Below are 16,261 nucleotides of genomic sequence, written 5' to 3'. Positions count from 1 at the left end.
ATACGAAAAAGAACGGAGGTAAGATAAATGAAACGGTTTCTAACAATAATTATTTCATTTGGTTTATTAGTTATCCTAGCAATTCCGGTTTCAGCACAAAAATTTGATTATCCAAGTAACAAAGAAAAAACATTTATAAACGAAGACGAGTTTTATCAACAATTGAAAAAAGATGAATATAAAGAATTTGATAATGCTTCTTATAGTATAAGGCGAAAAATATCTTATAAAGAAGTACCTGATGCAGTTATGACCTTTGAAAAGAAGACAGGAAGGGATATGTGTCAACCAAAACAAGAACTTTCTCTTGCTATACATCCAGAACGACAAGTATATTTCCTCGCTTCTTTTGTTCAGACCAAAAATGAAGAGTATTGGAAACATACAATTATTGATGCAGAAACCAAACGACAACTTGAAGGCGGAAACTCATATCACCTTTATGATAATCCTTATAAATAATTCTTAAAACCATCAATAATATATTGGTGGTTTTACTAATGAATTACCCTACACCTATAGTGAAAAAGCGTTCCTGCTTATTTCAGAAATGCCCTCGTTAGTTCAACAAGGTTTTAGTATTTTTTCAAGTACAATAGGACCAGTTTTCTTTGTCGTTGTATTGATTGTGCGAACTTCGATACGAGTAGGTCGCATTATAGGAGAAACTTCATCCAAATTCCCAGCCCAAGTAGTTTCTCCGTATTTAGTTAAAGGGGACAACGAGAAAATCCAACTTATTTCCTTCGGAATATATGCTAATACTTCATAACCATCATAATCCCCAAAACTAGATGGTTTTGGTAAATGAAGTGCATGAACACTAAGACTCGTCCGCTCATCATTAAACTTTCTTTCAATATTATAAATCAGTGCTACTCCTCTGGCATTTTTAGGTGCGTTTTTTGTTGGTTCAAGTATTGCTGAACAAGGCGGCAACTCTTCAATTTTATTTTCAGAGTATGTTTGTGAAGGAAGAATTACTAAAACGAAGATAAGGCTAAAAAGCATTTTTTTCATTTTTGATTCTCCTTAAATTTGTTAAGTGTCATTATCCCCCAAAACTCCATATTTATTGTATTTCAATCGTTCCTTGTTATACTATCCTGTCCTGTTAGTATAATAGGTTCAACAAAAAAGGACATTAATCCTTCTTGGATTAATGCCTCCGTAAGTTTAACAACATTTTATTCAGAGGGTTTAAATTCAATTGATTCTGCTTGATACATTCTATCTTTGTATTTATAGATAATTTGAATATCACCTATATAGCCTCCTGCTGGAGAGATTTGTCCTCCGATTATTGCAATAAGTTTATTGTCTTTTATTTCAAAGTTGATAATATTTCCAAAGTATATATCACCAAATAGATGTTTTGGTTTAATACCCAAAGGCTTAATATCAATTGTATATTTCTTGTCACCAATACTAACACTTGCTTGGTTTGGTGTTAACTCGGTCTTTACACTTTTTAATAATATCGCTATTGGATTTTCAACAAGCACCTCAACAGGTACGTCAATCTGCATCTTATCGAATCTTTGCTGTTGTATTTGAAAAACATGAACTTCCCTTTCTAAAACTCCAGTACCTGTACTTTTAGTCAAAATTATGATTAGTTCTTTTTTTCCATCTCTATTGATATCCTCATAGATAATCTCAGGAAACCAAGTAGGGTTTGTAGTGTTCATCCAATAAGGTTTTGAAAGGATATTACCTTGAAAATCAATTTTAAAATCTATATATAATCCATTCATCATTTTTGCATAAATGGTAACGCCCACTTTATCAGACTTAGCAATTTCTTCATATTCATTTATCGTTGCGTTTACTTTGGTTAAAACAGCAAAAAGAGAAATAGTAATAATTAAAATAAGAACTTTTTTCATAAGAAAACACCTCATTTAAGTGTTCTCAATAGTTAACTGTTTATTCAATTAAACTGCCCCCATAGTTTAATATCTTCAACAAAAAGGACAGTAACTCTTCTTGGATCATCAACGCGCCTCATTAGTTCAATAATTTTCCAATTCATTCTTTAAGTCTTTTGAGAGAATTGATATCTCAACTAATGCCGAATCTTGATGAGTAGGAAAAATAGAAGGTTTAATTCCATCATTATTCATATCTTCAAGCCACTCCTCAATAAATTCATCCAAATCAATTGAAGTCGCTTTATAAACATCCCACTCATTAATCGCACAGTAATCTGCAAATTCTTTTTTAGGGAAAAAGGGAATCAACATGTTTCCATCATCATCTTTTGAAGTTGCCCATCCCTCGTTATATAAACCCCAAACTTCTTCAAAGTCCACAACCTTCTTAATGAAATATTCATATCTAATTTTAGGTGATTGTTTAATAACTGATTCAAATTCTTTTGGATTCATTTATTCTACATCCTCGAATATTTTTCATTGCTGTTTAATCTAAACTGCCTTCTTTTGCATTCGCTCCTGTTCAAGAGAATATGAATATAAATATCTTCACAGAAGGAAAGAGTCACCTTAATTTCACACTATAATACCTTATTGCTTTTGGAATTCCCTTTATTTCAAAAACACCTTTATAGATTAGGCTTCTTACCCTATATTCTATAAAAGCATCACCTAATTGATTGTACTGTCCATATATTTCCCCAATTAACCTTGCTGATTTCATAAAATCTTTTTCACCTTGCATAGCATGTAATTTTCGCGCAGTATTCACAATATAATCATCAAAGTGACCTTCAGTGACATTGTTGATTTTGTGATTTTCCCAAATCCTCACCAAACCTTTTGATTCTGATAATTCGATCCATTCTCTTTCAAATCGTGTTCTATCCTCATCAGTTAATGGTGCTGATAGATTTGCTTGATATATTTTTTTTAATTGTTCACCATTTACTTCGCCCGTATGGATATCTAAACACCCAAATTCAGGTGTGTTAAATAATTCCTGAAAAGCAAGTGTAGTATTGATCACGAAAACGTCATTCTTTTTTTCTTTTAGCAAGTATACAAGATAGCGTAATCCAGTTTGTTCATTTGAATTTTCAGCAGTCCATATAACAATGGGGACCTCTCCGTTTAAACGCTCTATTTCTGCAAGTGTTTTTGAAAATCTATTTTCGTACACTTCTTCAAAATAGTCATCGGAATAATTGAGATGGTCCTTCAACCATTCATGTCTGTTTTTACGACCAACCTCTTGATGAAGTTCCCAAATGGGACCAACAGCAAAGAAATCAGGAAATCCGATTATTTTATTTTCATGCCCTAATCCCACTCTTAATGAACCCGCAGGAGATTCTCCACACACAATATGAACTGTTGAATAATCTCTTTCAACATGATTTTCGTTTTGTGCAACGTCGATAATTCTATCGTATATAGAATTTAATTGTTCTAAAATTTCCTCTGGTGAATTCTTTGATTCCTGCATCATTTTTATTCGAAACATCATGCTTAATAAAAGGTTCTTTGCGTCGCTCTCGCTTAAATCTTTTATTGATTTATGTATCTCTTCTATCACCAAAATTCACCTCGTTATTTATTCCATTTAGTTTCTTTAAATTTCTCGCTTGGAAATTAGAACTTCCTTATCTTACTCATCCTCATTGTACACATTAAAATTGTCGCTAATATCCATTATTAACTGTTCATAAAAAGATTGACCCCATAGGTATCTATCCTTGTCCCTTAATGAAAACTCTTCAGGCGCGGCAGTTGAAACAGCCTTTATATATTCCGTGTATTCTTCCCATAATCCATCAGAAAACTTTCTATCCGTTAAACTATGATAACGAAATCCTTGTTCTTGAAGGACATTACACACTCTAACATCATAAACAGTAAAAGAATCAGGAAATAATACAGTTAAAATAGCACTGGCCATCGGTAACCTAAATCCGCAATTTGCCATTAAATATTTTAATCTTTGCTTAGAATCGGTCAATAAATTAACTTCAGCCGTAATCGATTTAACAGCCTCCTGTAAACTAGGATATCCCATTTCTAATAGCCGTTTCGCAACTTTCGATTTAGAACGATTTGATTTCCATATGACAATCAAGAAGAAATCAGGGGCACTTAAGTATCCTTGTTCTTTAAACCTATTATGTACAGTATTAAACAGGTAGTTTTCAGTATCATAAACTTCTCTATAATCCAGTTCTAAAGCAGTTATCTTCATGGCTTCTGATTTATTCATTGTGATCACCTATAGTTTCGTATTGTCAGTAAGTATACTTCTTTTAAAAAAGAAAACAGATACCATGTAAAATAGTGGGTATCTGTTTTCTTGTTGTCTTTCTTTATGCATCCATTGGCCAACCCTTAAACTGTTCTTCAGCCTGTTCCATAAACTTATTAGTCAAAAATTGAAGTTGTTGCCCAGTTACTTTCTCTTTCATTAATACCATTTTAACAGCAAGTTTCACTTTGGCATATACGTCTTGTCGGTGTGGGCTAGTCCAATCAACATCTAGTCTCTTTTTTAACTCATTAACAACTTTGTGTATTAAGTTCGCTAGGAACTCATTTGAAAATGCACCTTCTTCCAAAGAGGTAATTGCCTTGTAAAATTCAATCTCTTCTTCAGACAAGCCTAAGTCCTGTCTTTTGCGCATTTCTTCTTCCATTTCTTTACGCATCTTTATCATCATGCGAACGACATCTGCTGCTTGAATAACACGATTGTGGTATTCAGTTAATGTTTTTTCTAGTAACTCTTGCATTGTTTTTGTTTGTGGACTTCCTTGTTTAAAGGTTACTTTGATTTTGTCCTCAAGAAGTTTTTTAAGTAATTTTAACCGTAGATCTTCATGTTCTGTCTTTGTTAAATCGGCTAAAAATTGCTCATCAAGAATACTAATATCCTGCCGTTCTATTCCTGCCACTTTAAAAATATCTACTGTTTCTTTTGCTAATAAATTTTGATCTAATAACGCTGACAATTGCTCTTCTAATGTCTTATTCCCACCTGCAGTACCGCCGGGAGGTCGTAAATGCTTGCGTAATTGAGCCTTTAACATCAAATATAGAGTTACCTCGTCAGCAATAACCATTACTTCTGGCTGATTTTTAACAAGTTGATAGGATTTCTCTAATTTCGTTGCATATTGTATATAATCCTCTGTATCGCTGCTTAATAGCACATTTACTAAATCAGCGATAAAATCTTCTCTATCTATTTGAGGTTTATGTCTCCAACCGTCTATCTCTAAATTTGAAGGGATATAGTTTCTAACAGACTCTAAGTTTTCATTAAAAATTCTAATGGCCTCAGCAACATCATATGCAGGATTACCCGTTCCCCCGCCCTTTGTATATTTGTGAGTTGCCTCTTTTAGAGAAGTAGCAATCCCTATATAATCGACAACCATTCCACCTTCTTTACCGGGGAAAACTCTGTTAACCCTAGCAATCGCTTGCATTAGATTATGCCCTTTCATAGGCTTATCAACATACAGGTATGAGAGCGGCTGTGCGTCCATACCTGTTAGCCACATATCCACAACTATTACAAATTTAAGTGGGTCTTCAGGGTCCTTTAATTTAGCCTTAACATCTTCTTGTTCTTTCTTAGACTTAATATGTGAATACTGGCTTCCTTCTTGAATTTCTCTCCACTCGCGCGGATCTTTTGAAACATCCCCGGTCATAATAACTTCCATTTTGGGACAGCCTTCTACCTCTTTCAGACAATCATATAAATCGGCAGCAATTTGGCGGCTCATACAAACGATCATTGCTTTTTGAAAAGGATTGGCCATTGAGTTAAAATGTGATACGATGTCGTTTGCAAGGCGTTTGAGCCGTTTTGGAGTTCCCACAACTTTTTCTAAAGCGGCCCATTTTCTTTTATAACCTTCTGTTTCGTCACCTTCACCATTATCTACAAAGATATCCTCAAATTGTTCATCAATATCTTCTGCTGTTAGATCAAGCGGTATAAGTCGGCTTTCATAATAGATTGGTAATGTTGCTTTATCAGCAACAGCCTGTGCCATGTCATAACGATGTATGGTGTGTCCAAATATCTCTTCTGTATTGTTTCCTACAAAATCTACTGGTGTTCCTGTAAAACCGATATGAGAGGCGTTTGGAAGTGCAAAACGCAATTGAGCAGCATAACCACCTTCAAATCCTGACTGCGTACGATGTGCCTCATCAGCAATTACTACAATGTTCCTCCGTTCTGAAAGTACGGGGTGTTTTGTTTCTTCGCCTTTTAAGCGAAATTTTTCAATTGTAGAAAATACTACCGGGGTTGCTTCACCTCTAAGAATCGTTCTTAATTTTTCTGTGCTACTTGCTCGTTCAACCTTTCCAATTAATGACTCACCCTCAACGAAAGTATCATATAATTGTTCGTCTAAATCATTTCTGTCCACTTGAATCACTATAGAAGGATTATTCAATTCAGAATGCCTACTTAAAATACCTGCAAAGAAAAGCATACTCAATGATTTCCCCGAACCAGTCGTATGATACATAACGCCAATTTTACGATCTCCATCTGGCTTTGTTGCACGAACAGTTTCCCTAACTGCAAAATTAACCCCGAAAAATTGGTGGTATTTTGCCCCTATTTTCTTCGTTTTATCTCCTGCTTTAAGGAAGACTATAAAGTTCTGAATATAATTGAGGAGGCGGTCTTTAGGAAACAATCCCTCAACTAATGTTCGCATTGTATTGGCCCGATTGTTATCTACATTTCTTCCATCAATGGATTTCCAAGAAGCAAAGAAGTCATAATCAGCAAATGGCATCCCATGTTTTGTCTCAACATTGTCAGATACTACTGTGAAAGCATTATAATTAAAAAGTTGTGAAATATCATAGGTGTAATTTTGAATTTGTGTATAAGCATCTTTCACAGTTGCTTGTTCACTATTTGGATTCTTTAATTCAAATACAATGAGTGGAAGCCCATTAACATATAAAACTATATCCGGTCTTCTAGACATTCTTCCTTCAATTGAAAGTTGATTAACAACAAGAAAATCATTGTTTTCTGGAGTATTCCAATCGATTGGAAAAACGTGAGGAGTAAAAGTCTCACCGTTCAATTCAAAATTGAATTCTACTCCCTTAACTAACATTTGATGAAATGCTTGATTTCTCTGTATTAAATTAACTCCATCAGGCGATGTAAATATACTTATCAGTCGCCTTATTTCTTGCTCTGGTATAGTAGGGTAAGTCTTCTTTAAGAAGGCTTCAAGCCTATTAAATAATACTACCTCTTGCAATTGTTCTCGTTCGCCACGCTGAAACAATTCTTGTGCATGAAGATATTCATAACCAATTCTTTTTAATCTCTCTATCGTAGTTTCTTCGAATGCTGATTCACCTAGAGGTCTGGACATTATTAAGCACCTCCAACATATATAATGGCATTTATTATTTAAGTTCTTCTAATTGTTTTTCAACCTCTAATAAATCTAATTCTCCTGATAGTAAACGAGGAAGGAGATATTCCTTTATCTCAGTTAAATATTGAATTTCAATTAGATTACCCTCAATTTGATCGAAAATATTTTTGCATTTCTCAGTAAATTCCTCAATTCCAACTGCCTCTAATATTAATAACTTTTTAAAATTTGTTTTGCTTACCTCTTTAAATGTACTCCCATTAGAAATAGACAAGATTAAGTCCATGTTTGTCTTTAACCAATAATATAATTGATATATAGAATACTTATCATTTGGAATTAAAGTAATAAATCCTTGGTTTGTACAAGATTCTTCCCTATTAATAGAAATTTCACCAATAGTTGCACGGCTTGTCATCATCACACTATAGGGGGGAAATAATTTAGTTGAACTTTTCTCAAGACCAAGTTGCGTAATCTTTTTCGCAGATTTAGTAATAAAGAGTGATTTTTGAGATGTTAAGTCTGTGGGTGAGAACCAATTAATTGTCCCATTTTCCCAATATTCCTCAACGCTTGTTTTGGGTGTTCCACCTCCTAAAACTTTAACAGCCTTACCAATCTCTACTTCTTTCCAACTTTCAGGAATCAATCCTAACTCTGTATTAATAAATTTTTGATTAGTAAAAGGTTCAAACTTAATAAAATAATGTTTATATAGTTCATATCCCATTTCTTCTAAAGTTTGATTCATTAATAGAGCCAATTCAATTTTTCTATTGACGGCTCCAATGATAGATACAATCTTTTCCTGTATATCAATTGGAGGAAGGGGTATTTTGTACTCTCTAAACGCTTTTAAAATAACCCTTGGAATTGCTGAACCTGAGACTAATGACTCCTTCATATTTCTAATATTTTCTTTTTCAGATAAGAATAATGCAAGGTAGTCAGGAAGAACTTTTGATTTATCTGGTCTAAGTATTGCAACCGAGGATAGTAACACAATTGGTTGAAATTCACGCTGAACTAATACTGTTTCCAAACAACTATTACCATCTTTTGCGATTAGAACATCGTTTATTTCTGGCTGACACCCTTGTTTAATTAAGTTTTCATAATCGGTTGCTCCAATATTTCTACAAGTTGATAGATTGAATCCAAATTGTGTCATGTCCTTTACAGATGCCATTAAGTATCCTGAATCCTGTACAGTTGGAGGGCTATTGTGTGCCCCATCGGTTATCTTTAAACAAATATCTTCTAACCTTTCCATTGACCATTTACTCATTGGATTATCTCCTCTAAGTCCTTCTTGATTTTCTCTTGCAGTTTATTAGATTCATGAAATTGCTCTAACAATTTTTGTGTTAATTCAAACATTTTTTCTTCAAATGGTACTTCTTCTTGTTCAATAATTTCCGTACCAACATATATTCCCGGATTTAGTTTATAATCTGCTTGTTTTACGTCATCAATTTTTACTACTTTACATAATCCCGGTATATCTTCATAAGGACTTTCCCCTTCATTTTTAAAGTTATGATAAATTTTGGAAATACTATTAATTTCTACTTGAGATAGCGCTTTTTGCTTACGGCTAACTAGAGCACCCATTTTTCGAGCATCGATAAAGAGTATTTCATCTTTGCGAGATCTAAAACCTTTTCCACCTATCCTATTTTTGCTTAAGAAAAAAAGGCAGCAGGGTATTCCTGTTGTAAAGAATAACTTATCAGGAAGTTGAACTATACAATCGACAATACCTTCATCAATTAACTTTTGTTTTACATCCTTTTCTTCTTTCTGATTAGTGGTCATTGCCCCATTTGCCATAACAAATCCTGCCGTACCATTATCGTTTAAATGAAATAGAAAGTGCTGCATCCACATATAGTTGGCATTACTATTAGTTACTGGACCAATTAATCTAGGGTCATTCTTTGCAATTCTATCTGCACCCCAATCTTTCTGGTTAAATGGGGGATTTGCAATTACATAATCCGCCTTTAATTCTGGAAACTGGTCGTTTAATAAAGAATCCCCCAATTGGATATCAGCATTTATCCCATGAAGTAAAACATTCATTTTTCCAAGACGTACTGTTGTTGTTACATTTTCTTGCCCATAAAAGGAAAGTGCTTTCTTACGTGGTGAATATTCCTCACTTTGAATGAACATACCACCACTACCACATGCAGGGTCAAATACTTTACCACTAATAGGTTCAAGCATTGCAACTAACAGATTTACTATACTTGATGGCGTGAAGAATTCTCCTCCTCTATTTCCCTCTGAAGAGGCAAATGAGCCGATAAAATATTCATAAGTTCTCCCTAATACATCCACACTCTCATTGGCTCTAGCACTAAATACATCACGGGAGAAAACTTCAATTAGTCCTGCGATATTTTCAGCAGGAAGATTTGAACCTTGAAAAATTCTTGGTAACATTCCTTCTAGTTCAGGGTTCTCTTCTTCAATTCGTTTCATTGCATTATCTAGTATTTCTTTTATATTTGGTTGTTTAGCATTTGACATTATAAAAGACCATTGTGCCTCTTCTGGCACTACAAACACATTCTCAGCCTTATACTGGTCATGGTCATCAATTATTACCATTTGTGTTTCTGTATCCTCTGTAAACCAATCGCTCTTTGGATCTTTTACCATTATTTCTAATTGCATACGGCGTTGTTCATATTTATTCGATAAATACCTGAGAAATATCAAAGGTAATACATAATGTTTATAATCAGCAGGTGCAACACTACCCCGCATTTTATTTGCTGCTTCAAATAAGTCTTTCTGGAACTCTATATCTGCTTTTACAGTCAATTTTGAAACCTCCGACCTAAACTTCTTTATATTTCCATATACCTACTATTTTATCATACCTTTAATCCAACTCTCTGCAAAATAGAAATTCCAATATTTCGTAGTATTTTAATGACAAACAAAAAGAACAGAATAACTTTTCTGTCCTTTCAGAGGCTAAAAAATATATTTTATAGTTCTTCATACCCGTGTTTATCAAATAAAAGATTAAGTTTTTTAATTAAATACTCTTTTGCAAATTCAGTTATTTGGATATGTGATTTTTGATGATGTCTTTTCTTTATATTTTCAATTTTTATATTTGGTTGATTAACTGTAGCGGGGTAGACCTTATGGTTTAATTCCCTATATAACTCATTCAAAGAAATTCCGTACATAATACTGTCATTTAAAAACTTTCCGTTAGTATATTCTATATAATACGGAAATCTATTATTCCATTTAAGATACTTACTATCAGTATCATTAATTTTGTTGCTTTCGATAAAACCTTTGGCTTCTGCATAGCCAATAATAATAGGGACTTCAATTCCATCCTTATCTTTACTTACAACGGTTAAGAAAATAGTGTCACCAGCCTTGATGCCAGTAGGTTTCCTTGGGAAAAATGTTCGGTTAACATATTCATTAATTCTTCTTTTTCTTTTAAGATAAACTTCATCATTACGGATTCTCGCTTGACTTGTTCCCTCAAACTTAAGCCATATCCCTGTTTTTCCACTATTAACTGTAATATCACTGATAGCATCTTCTAAGATATCAGTTTCATCCCCATTTGGCGGTGTTGGCTGCGGAACATCATTTAATACCGCTCCCCACTTAGCAATATTGAATTCATTCAAACCCTTCTTACCTTTAAGATTTTTAATACTTTCATTAACATAGTGTCTTTCTCTTAAAATTCTTTCAAGTGAAATTTTCCAATCTCCATCTGATTTCAGTTTACCAAGTAGGCCGTCAAAATAATCTTGGCATTGCTTGGTGAAGTCGCTTTCGTTTTCCATATATAGACCAAACTCATGATTTTTATAGAACCCACTAAAAGTAAAATTTGCTGACCCCATAATCACTGACTGATCATCAAAAATATATAATTTTGTATGTAAATTCTGTAATGCATAAAGTTCAGCACCTGCTCTTACAAGATGTTCTAATCCTTCAATACTACTTGCACCTCTTATAAATTCCTCCCTGTTGAAGCGGGTAATTATGCAGCACTTAATATTGTCTTGACTTTCTATCCACTCAGCCAAGCCAAAGGCGGTTTTAAGCCCTATGAATGGTGAAATAATATTGATTTGTTTCTCAGTTGAATCGAGTAAACTATAAAACTTTTCCCCAAAGTCTTTGCTAATAAGATTGATTGACACGGTAGTCACCCCCGAATGGTTTCACTAGAACTTGCTACTTCTATTATATTCAATTTGGTGTAATTTTCCTAATTAGATAAAAGGTTGGTATACCATTTGGAAAGGGTTTAAACCGTCATAGATACATTGGATATATAAAAACACTGAGACATGATCCAAACACATTCTAGGTGAATTTAAGGGTTATTTCCCCCTTATAGGACGATAAACCTTCGAAAAAACTATTATAACTGTATCCATTTTAAATCTGTAATTTTATACCCTATTTACCATTTATATTAATTAAACAAAAAAGAAGAATGATAGCACTACTATCTATTCTCCCTTTAGTCAATATTTGCTAATCAAATGTTATAATCTCTTCTGTTCTTAAATTAATTGCCCAGTCATACGCATTGTTATTGTAGTTATATACTATTATTTCAGGGTGATAATGCTCCACTATTCTACCTAAACTAAAACTTAATGAAACAGGTGTAGTAGCAAATAAATGAACCTTATTAACACCGTTCTCTTTTAATTTTGATAGTAATTCTAAAAACCTATTTTGATATAATTCAATTTGAGCATAATTAGTAATAGTCCAGCGGTTAGGATTTTCTAAACCCAATGAAATCACTTGCGAGGTTCCAGATACATTTTTTATCCCCTCATCCATTATTGAAAACGATTGTTCTATTTTTAATGCAACCTCATTGTCATACCTAATTTGTGAATTATAATTACTAACTAATTTCATGTCAGTGTTATACTTTCTTTTCAGTTCATAAAATCCTTTTCCAAGGCACTCAGAGTCCTCTCCTTGATATTCGTAGAGAATTGCGTCGTCCGTGCTCTTAAAGTGATATCCGTCTAAAAAAGCAAGTGGTACATGGGGAAACCCTAGATATATTAGCGAGTTAGAGTTTTTACTACGCTTTATTGCTGTTTTCATTTTGGACTTTTTCTTTTTTAGTATTTTCTGAAGTTCTGTATCATTAATGCTTCCATCTACTTTAAATTTTTTTAGAAAATTATGTGTTATATATAAACATCCCTTTTCCTGATACTCTCTCTTTACACTAGTAAAATTTGCCTCTTTCTTTGTAAACGTGGCTAACATAATGAATTCTCTTTTCATAAAGCACAAAACATGATTAATAACCCAGTTATATGCGATTTGTAGCCAGCCCCATTTTTTGTACAGAATAATACTAGAAAAAATTAATATAAGTAGCATTATTATCGAAGTGATAGGGTCATTTTGTATAAGTGTAAATAACTCTTTAATTGAATTTATTACTTTCATTGTATGCTCCTTCATATACTAATTCTATATCTCCATTTTCACGGCTACCGATCCAAACCCTATAAATGCTTATACCACCAATAATAAACACCAAATAATCAGAAAATGTTTTCGATTTTCTTAATAATCTTCTCCAATTTCTAATATCCTGCAGTGAATAGTGAGGGTCCATTTCAGGATGAGTATGCCATTCACCCAGATACATTACAGTATTGTTGCTTTCCTTCCACTTCTTTTGTAATAAAGCGTTATGACTCTTTTCCCTTCGAATAAACCTATACCTTGATTGGTAGTCCTCCTTTTGAGGAAAAGTGTAGTCCCTAATGACAAAATCATTACTGTCAGTTAGTATTGAGCCTATTAACATCCCTCCTGATTCTTTATCAGTAGGACTATCTTGACGCATATTTTGAATTACTTTAATGACTTGCTCTTCAATCTCGATTACAATATTTCCCCATTCAATACTGATCATGTTAATAAGCCACGTCCTTTAAGTTAGAACAGACCTTACAACTTCTATTAATATATTCATAGTCATCCTGATTTAAAATATCCTTTGGCTGATTATACCGGTCAGAAGTTAGAAACCCACTCTCTTCAAATACTTTTGACGATCCCTTCCATGAAACGAGAGGATTTCCTTTAATATCATTATCTAATAATCTTAAAACTAACCTCGAAGCAAGCAATGCTGTTTCCATAGAATCAATACTTCCATATGGTGTAAAAGAACCAGCACACCCATTCATATTTTTGATAAATGGTACGTCACTCTTACCAGCAAAAGATGAATACAACCTTAATTCACTATCTATTAAGCATTCATAACAGCCTTTTTCTCCGTTATTAACTACAAGTGCATGTCCACCTATTCCATACGCTTCGACCCAAGTGAAAATTGCTGGAGTTGATGACTCTAAAATAAGTTTATTTAGACTTCTTTCTATATTTGGATCACCTATTGCTACTAATATCAAATCAAAATCATTTAGTTCTATTTCTCCATTTTCAATTGTATCTAGTACTTCATTTTCAATTGCTTGAATTTGTACATTAGGGTATCTATTTTCAAATTCTTCTTTTAACAGTTTAACTTTTGGTTTACGCTCAATGGATTTATTCATACCGAGAAAATGTCGATATGAGTTTTCGATTTCCATCTTATCATCGTCTATCAAGGTAAAATGCTTTATTCCAGAGCGTGCTAACATAAATAATAAATCACTACCCACAGATCCACAGCCTACTAATAAGACGTTAAGAGGCTTCTTTATCCCACCGCCTCTTTCTATTAATGTGGTGTCATCATTTCTAAAAACAAACAAAGGTGTCACAACAAAATCATCAACAATACTGTCATCTATAAGCGGAATTACTTTTTTTGAAAGAGAATGATTTACCCTTTCGTACCATAATCCAATAATTGCTTGGTCACCCGTCAATAATGGAATTCTTAGTAAATAAAAGTATCTTTTTTTATTCATTGAAAACTTTGCTATCTTTAATAATGTATCGTCAGATATATGATCTCTAATAATATTTGTTATTTCTCCATTACTCCAAAATCTGTCAAACTGAGGAACCTTACCCTTATACGTATAATCTAATGGAATATAATATGCCTTATCCAGATTGTAGGAATTGATGTTCGCATTTAATAACTTACTTAATAATGATCTAGACTCCACATCGTCAGTTAAAAAGGCAAATGGTTTCCCCCCCATTGCCAAAACAGAAATTTCCTTTGGTTCATCTTCAGGAGTGTAAACTGAAAAAACAGGCTCTGTCTTTTCTAAGGTTCCAAAATAATAACTAAATTCCCTATGGTATTCCATTTGCGGCGAGTTTGAAATTAATACCCGTTCAACTCTATCAAAAACAAAATCAAGTATTCTTTCGGGAATATCACTCCAAATAACTCCCTCTTTATCCAAAAAGCAAACTAGTCCACTACTCATAACGTGTGGGATGTCAGGTATATTGTGATACTTTTCATTGATATGAACAACTGGTAATTGTGCTGGAAACAATGGACTAAAAGTTATCGTTAATGGTATTTGATAACCATTTCTCAATTCAAAAAGAAGTTCATAATTATATGATTCAACTTCTGTTACCTTGTCCAGATATTCTTTTTCTTGTAGTAATTCTTGAAAGTCAATGTTCATTATTAATCCCCTTTAGCAGAGTTGGAAGAAGGCGCACTAGATAAAGCAACTTGTTGATATCTTGCCTCTTTTGATTCAGGTATTGGGAATTTATCGCCAAAGTATTTGGGACTAAGAACTTTACACGCTTCGTGTGGGTCACTTTTACTTTCTGCTTCAGTTAATGCATTTTCTAATTCATTTAGTTTCTGATAAAAAGAATCCATTTGGTTATTCGACATCTTAGAGAAGACATTACTATATGGTTGTACAGGTAAATTGTATTCAATAGTATAAAAACTTTTCTCCAAATCGGGATCCCACTTTAATATAAATTTATTTTTTAATTTACTTACAAGATCTTTTAGAGCCCCCAAATCATCATCTTTAAATTTTCCTGATAAGTAGTTATATGATTGCTTATAAGAAAATAAATCGACTGCTGCAATAGTTAATCCTATACTAGGAGGGCGCGAATTTCCTGAAGAGTTGAAGCAAATATCCTTCCACTTTTTCATGTATCTAACAACTCTCTTAAATTGTTTCTTTGCATCATCTTTAAACGAATTTCTAATATGGTCGTTTAGTCCTTCTGGATCGGCAAGATCCCAATGCTTATTATCTTGGTTTGAAAACTCCTTGCCCCAAGCAAGATACAAATTGTTATCGTACTTTGATTTTATATACACTGGTAAATCGACATGATATGCTGGTTCATCATCTAATGAATAGGTTATTGTTACACAGGGGTTTTTTATCTTAGGTGGTGTATTAGTGTGGTTTTCTAGGATGTCTCTAATTATCATTTTAAGTTCTACGCTGTCGGTATAATCTTCTTTATAGAGATCAAAGATTACTCCTTCATCTATGTCATAGTCTTTATCTTCTGGAATAATACCAAGATCTACAGCATAACTTCCTTGGTCTATAAATTCTAGACTTGGTACATCTTTTTCCATTTCTTCAAATTTGGTCTTAACACCTTTCTTTATTTTTTTGGTGATGATATCTCTTTTTTCCCGTAATTCTTCATTCTCTTTAAAACGCTTTAATTTAATTGCATCATGGAATTCTTCAAATTGTTTTTGAATATCAGCCATTTGTTAACCCCCAAAAATTAGTTTTTCTTTTCCACTATAGTACTACAAAAATCGGTAACTTTCTTAGTTGCTAATATTGTTTTAATCCTCATTATTATAATATCTAATATTTCAATAATTTGTAAATTTATGTAGTTTAATTGTACCATAGA

Annotated in this window: 14 protein-coding genes; 1 reads left to right on the top strand and 13 read right to left on the bottom strand. The window is 33.2% G+C overall.

Going from position 1 to position 16,261, the window contains the following annotated elements; all coding sequences use genetic code 11:
- Positions 1–27: 27 nt before the first annotated feature.
- A complete protein-coding gene (locus BJ095_RS03665; protein ID WP_107932099.1) occupies positions 28–462 on the top strand; it encodes a hypothetical protein in 435 nt (144 codons plus the stop codon).
- A 102-nt stretch (positions 463–564) separates the two neighbouring features.
- Here the strand turns inward: BJ095_RS03665 and BJ095_RS03660 are convergent, their stop codons facing one another.
- The 13 genes from BJ095_RS03660 to BJ095_RS03600 form a co-directional block, all read right to left on the bottom strand.
- A complete protein-coding gene (locus BJ095_RS03660) occupies positions 565–1,020 on the bottom strand; it encodes a hypothetical protein (RefSeq protein ID WP_107932097.1) in 456 nt (151 codons plus the stop codon).
- Between the two features lie 167 nt (positions 1,021–1,187).
- Positions 1,188–1,889, bottom strand: a complete 702-nt coding sequence (locus tag BJ095_RS03655; RefSeq protein ID WP_107932095.1) for a hypothetical protein — start codon at positions 1,887–1,889, stop codon at positions 1,188–1,190.
- Between the two features lie 126 nt (positions 1,890–2,015).
- Positions 2,016–2,390 (bottom strand): DUF2750 domain-containing protein, encoded by a 375-nt coding sequence (locus BJ095_RS03650; protein WP_107932093.1) that lies wholly within the window; start codon positions 2,388–2,390, stop codon positions 2,016–2,018.
- 112 nt (positions 2,391–2,502) lie between these two features.
- A complete protein-coding gene (locus tag BJ095_RS03645; RefSeq protein ID WP_235867561.1) occupies positions 2,503–3,516 on the bottom strand; it encodes a DUF1835 domain-containing protein in 1,014 nt (337 codons plus the stop codon).
- 72 nt (positions 3,517–3,588) lie between these two features.
- On the bottom strand, positions 3,589–4,194 hold the full coding sequence (locus BJ095_RS03640) for a hypothetical protein (RefSeq protein WP_202973769.1): 606 nt from the start codon (positions 4,192–4,194) through the stop codon (positions 3,589–3,591).
- A gap of 103 nt (positions 4,195–4,297) precedes the next feature.
- Positions 4,298–7,357, bottom strand: a complete 3,060-nt coding sequence (locus BJ095_RS03635; protein WP_107932091.1) for a type I restriction endonuclease subunit R — start codon at positions 7,355–7,357, stop codon at positions 4,298–4,300.
- 34 nt (positions 7,358–7,391) lie between these two features.
- Positions 7,392–8,654 (bottom strand): restriction endonuclease subunit S, encoded by a 1,263-nt coding sequence (locus tag BJ095_RS03630; protein WP_107932090.1) that lies wholly within the window; start codon positions 8,652–8,654, stop codon positions 7,392–7,394.
- Positions 8,651–10,201 (bottom strand): type I restriction-modification system subunit M, encoded by a 1,551-nt coding sequence (locus BJ095_RS03625; protein WP_107932088.1) that lies wholly within the window; start codon positions 10,199–10,201, stop codon positions 8,651–8,653. Before BJ095_RS03625 ends, BJ095_RS03630 begins: the two co-directional genes overlap by 4 nt.
- 170 nt (positions 10,202–10,371) lie before the next feature.
- Positions 10,372–11,571: a phospholipase D family protein gene (locus tag BJ095_RS03620; RefSeq protein WP_107932086.1), complete on the bottom strand. Its 1,200-nt coding sequence runs from the start codon at positions 11,569–11,571 to the stop codon at positions 10,372–10,374.
- Between the two features lie 340 nt (positions 11,572–11,911).
- The gene (locus tag BJ095_RS03615) at positions 11,912–12,859 is read right to left on the bottom strand and encodes an SAVED domain-containing protein (RefSeq protein WP_181417952.1); all 948 of its coding nucleotides are present in this window, start codon (positions 12,857–12,859) and stop codon (positions 11,912–11,914) included.
- Positions 12,837–13,334 carry a Mov34/MPN/PAD-1 family protein gene (locus BJ095_RS03610; RefSeq protein WP_107932082.1) on the bottom strand — a complete coding sequence of 166 codons (498 nt, stop codon included), beginning with the start codon at positions 13,332–13,334 and terminating at the stop codon, positions 12,837–12,839. The genes BJ095_RS03615 and BJ095_RS03610 overlap by 23 nt, the downstream gene beginning before the upstream one ends.
- A gap of 1 nt (position 13,335) precedes the next feature.
- The gene (locus tag BJ095_RS03605; RefSeq protein ID WP_107932080.1) at positions 13,336–15,030 is read right to left on the bottom strand and encodes a ThiF family adenylyltransferase; all 1,695 of its coding nucleotides are present in this window, start codon (positions 15,028–15,030) and stop codon (positions 13,336–13,338) included.
- Positions 15,031–15,032: 2 nt separating this feature from the next.
- Positions 15,033–16,109, bottom strand: coding sequence for a cyclic GMP-AMP synthase DncV-like nucleotidyltransferase (locus BJ095_RS03600; RefSeq protein WP_107932078.1), 1,077 nt, complete (start codon positions 16,107–16,109; stop codon positions 15,033–15,035).
- Positions 16,110–16,261: the final 152 nt, after the last annotated feature.

The sequence above is a fragment of the Ureibacillus chungkukjangi genome, from assembly GCF_003217295.1.
Classification (GTDB): domain Bacteria; phylum Bacillota; class Bacilli; order Bacillales_A; family Planococcaceae; genus Ureibacillus; species Ureibacillus chungkukjangi.
This window is presented reverse-complemented; position numbering and strand designations above follow the sequence as displayed.

Excerpts from the sequence above, each read along its gene's own strand:
- BJ095_RS03665 (WP_107932099.1), top strand. The coding sequence starts at position 28 with ATGAAACGGTTTCTAACAATAATTATTTCATTTGGTTTATTAGTTATC.
- BJ095_RS03660 (WP_107932097.1), bottom strand. The coding sequence starts at position 1,020 with ATGAAAAAAATGCTTTTTAGCCTTATCTTCGTTTTAGTAATTCTTCCT.
- BJ095_RS03655 (WP_107932095.1), bottom strand. The coding sequence starts at position 1,889 with ATGAAAAAAGTTCTTATTTTAATTATTACTATTTCTCTTTTTGCTGTT.
- BJ095_RS03650 (WP_107932093.1), bottom strand. The coding sequence starts at position 2,390 with ATGAATCCAAAAGAATTTGAATCAGTTATTAAACAATCACCTAAAATT.
- BJ095_RS03640 (WP_202973769.1), bottom strand. The coding sequence starts at position 4,194 with ATGAATAAATCAGAAGCCATGAAGATAACTGCTTTAGAACTGGATTAT.
- BJ095_RS03635 (WP_107932091.1), bottom strand. The coding sequence starts at position 7,357 with ATGTCCAGACCTCTAGGTGAATCAGCATTCGAAGAAACTACGATAGAG.
- BJ095_RS03630 (WP_107932090.1), bottom strand. The coding sequence starts at position 8,654 with ATGAGTAAATGGTCAATGGAAAGGTTAGAAGATATTTGTTTAAAGATA.
- BJ095_RS03615 (WP_181417952.1), bottom strand. The coding sequence starts at position 12,859 with ATGAAAGTAATAAATTCAATTAAAGAGTTATTTACACTTATACAAAAT.
- BJ095_RS03610 (WP_107932082.1), bottom strand. The coding sequence starts at position 13,334 with ATGATCAGTATTGAATGGGGAAATATTGTAATCGAGATTGAAGAGCAA.
- BJ095_RS03605 (WP_107932080.1), bottom strand. The coding sequence starts at position 15,030 with ATGAACATTGACTTTCAAGAATTACTACAAGAAAAAGAATATCTGGAC.
- BJ095_RS03600 (WP_107932078.1), bottom strand. The coding sequence starts at position 16,109 with ATGGCTGATATTCAAAAACAATTTGAAGAATTCCATGATGCAATTAAA.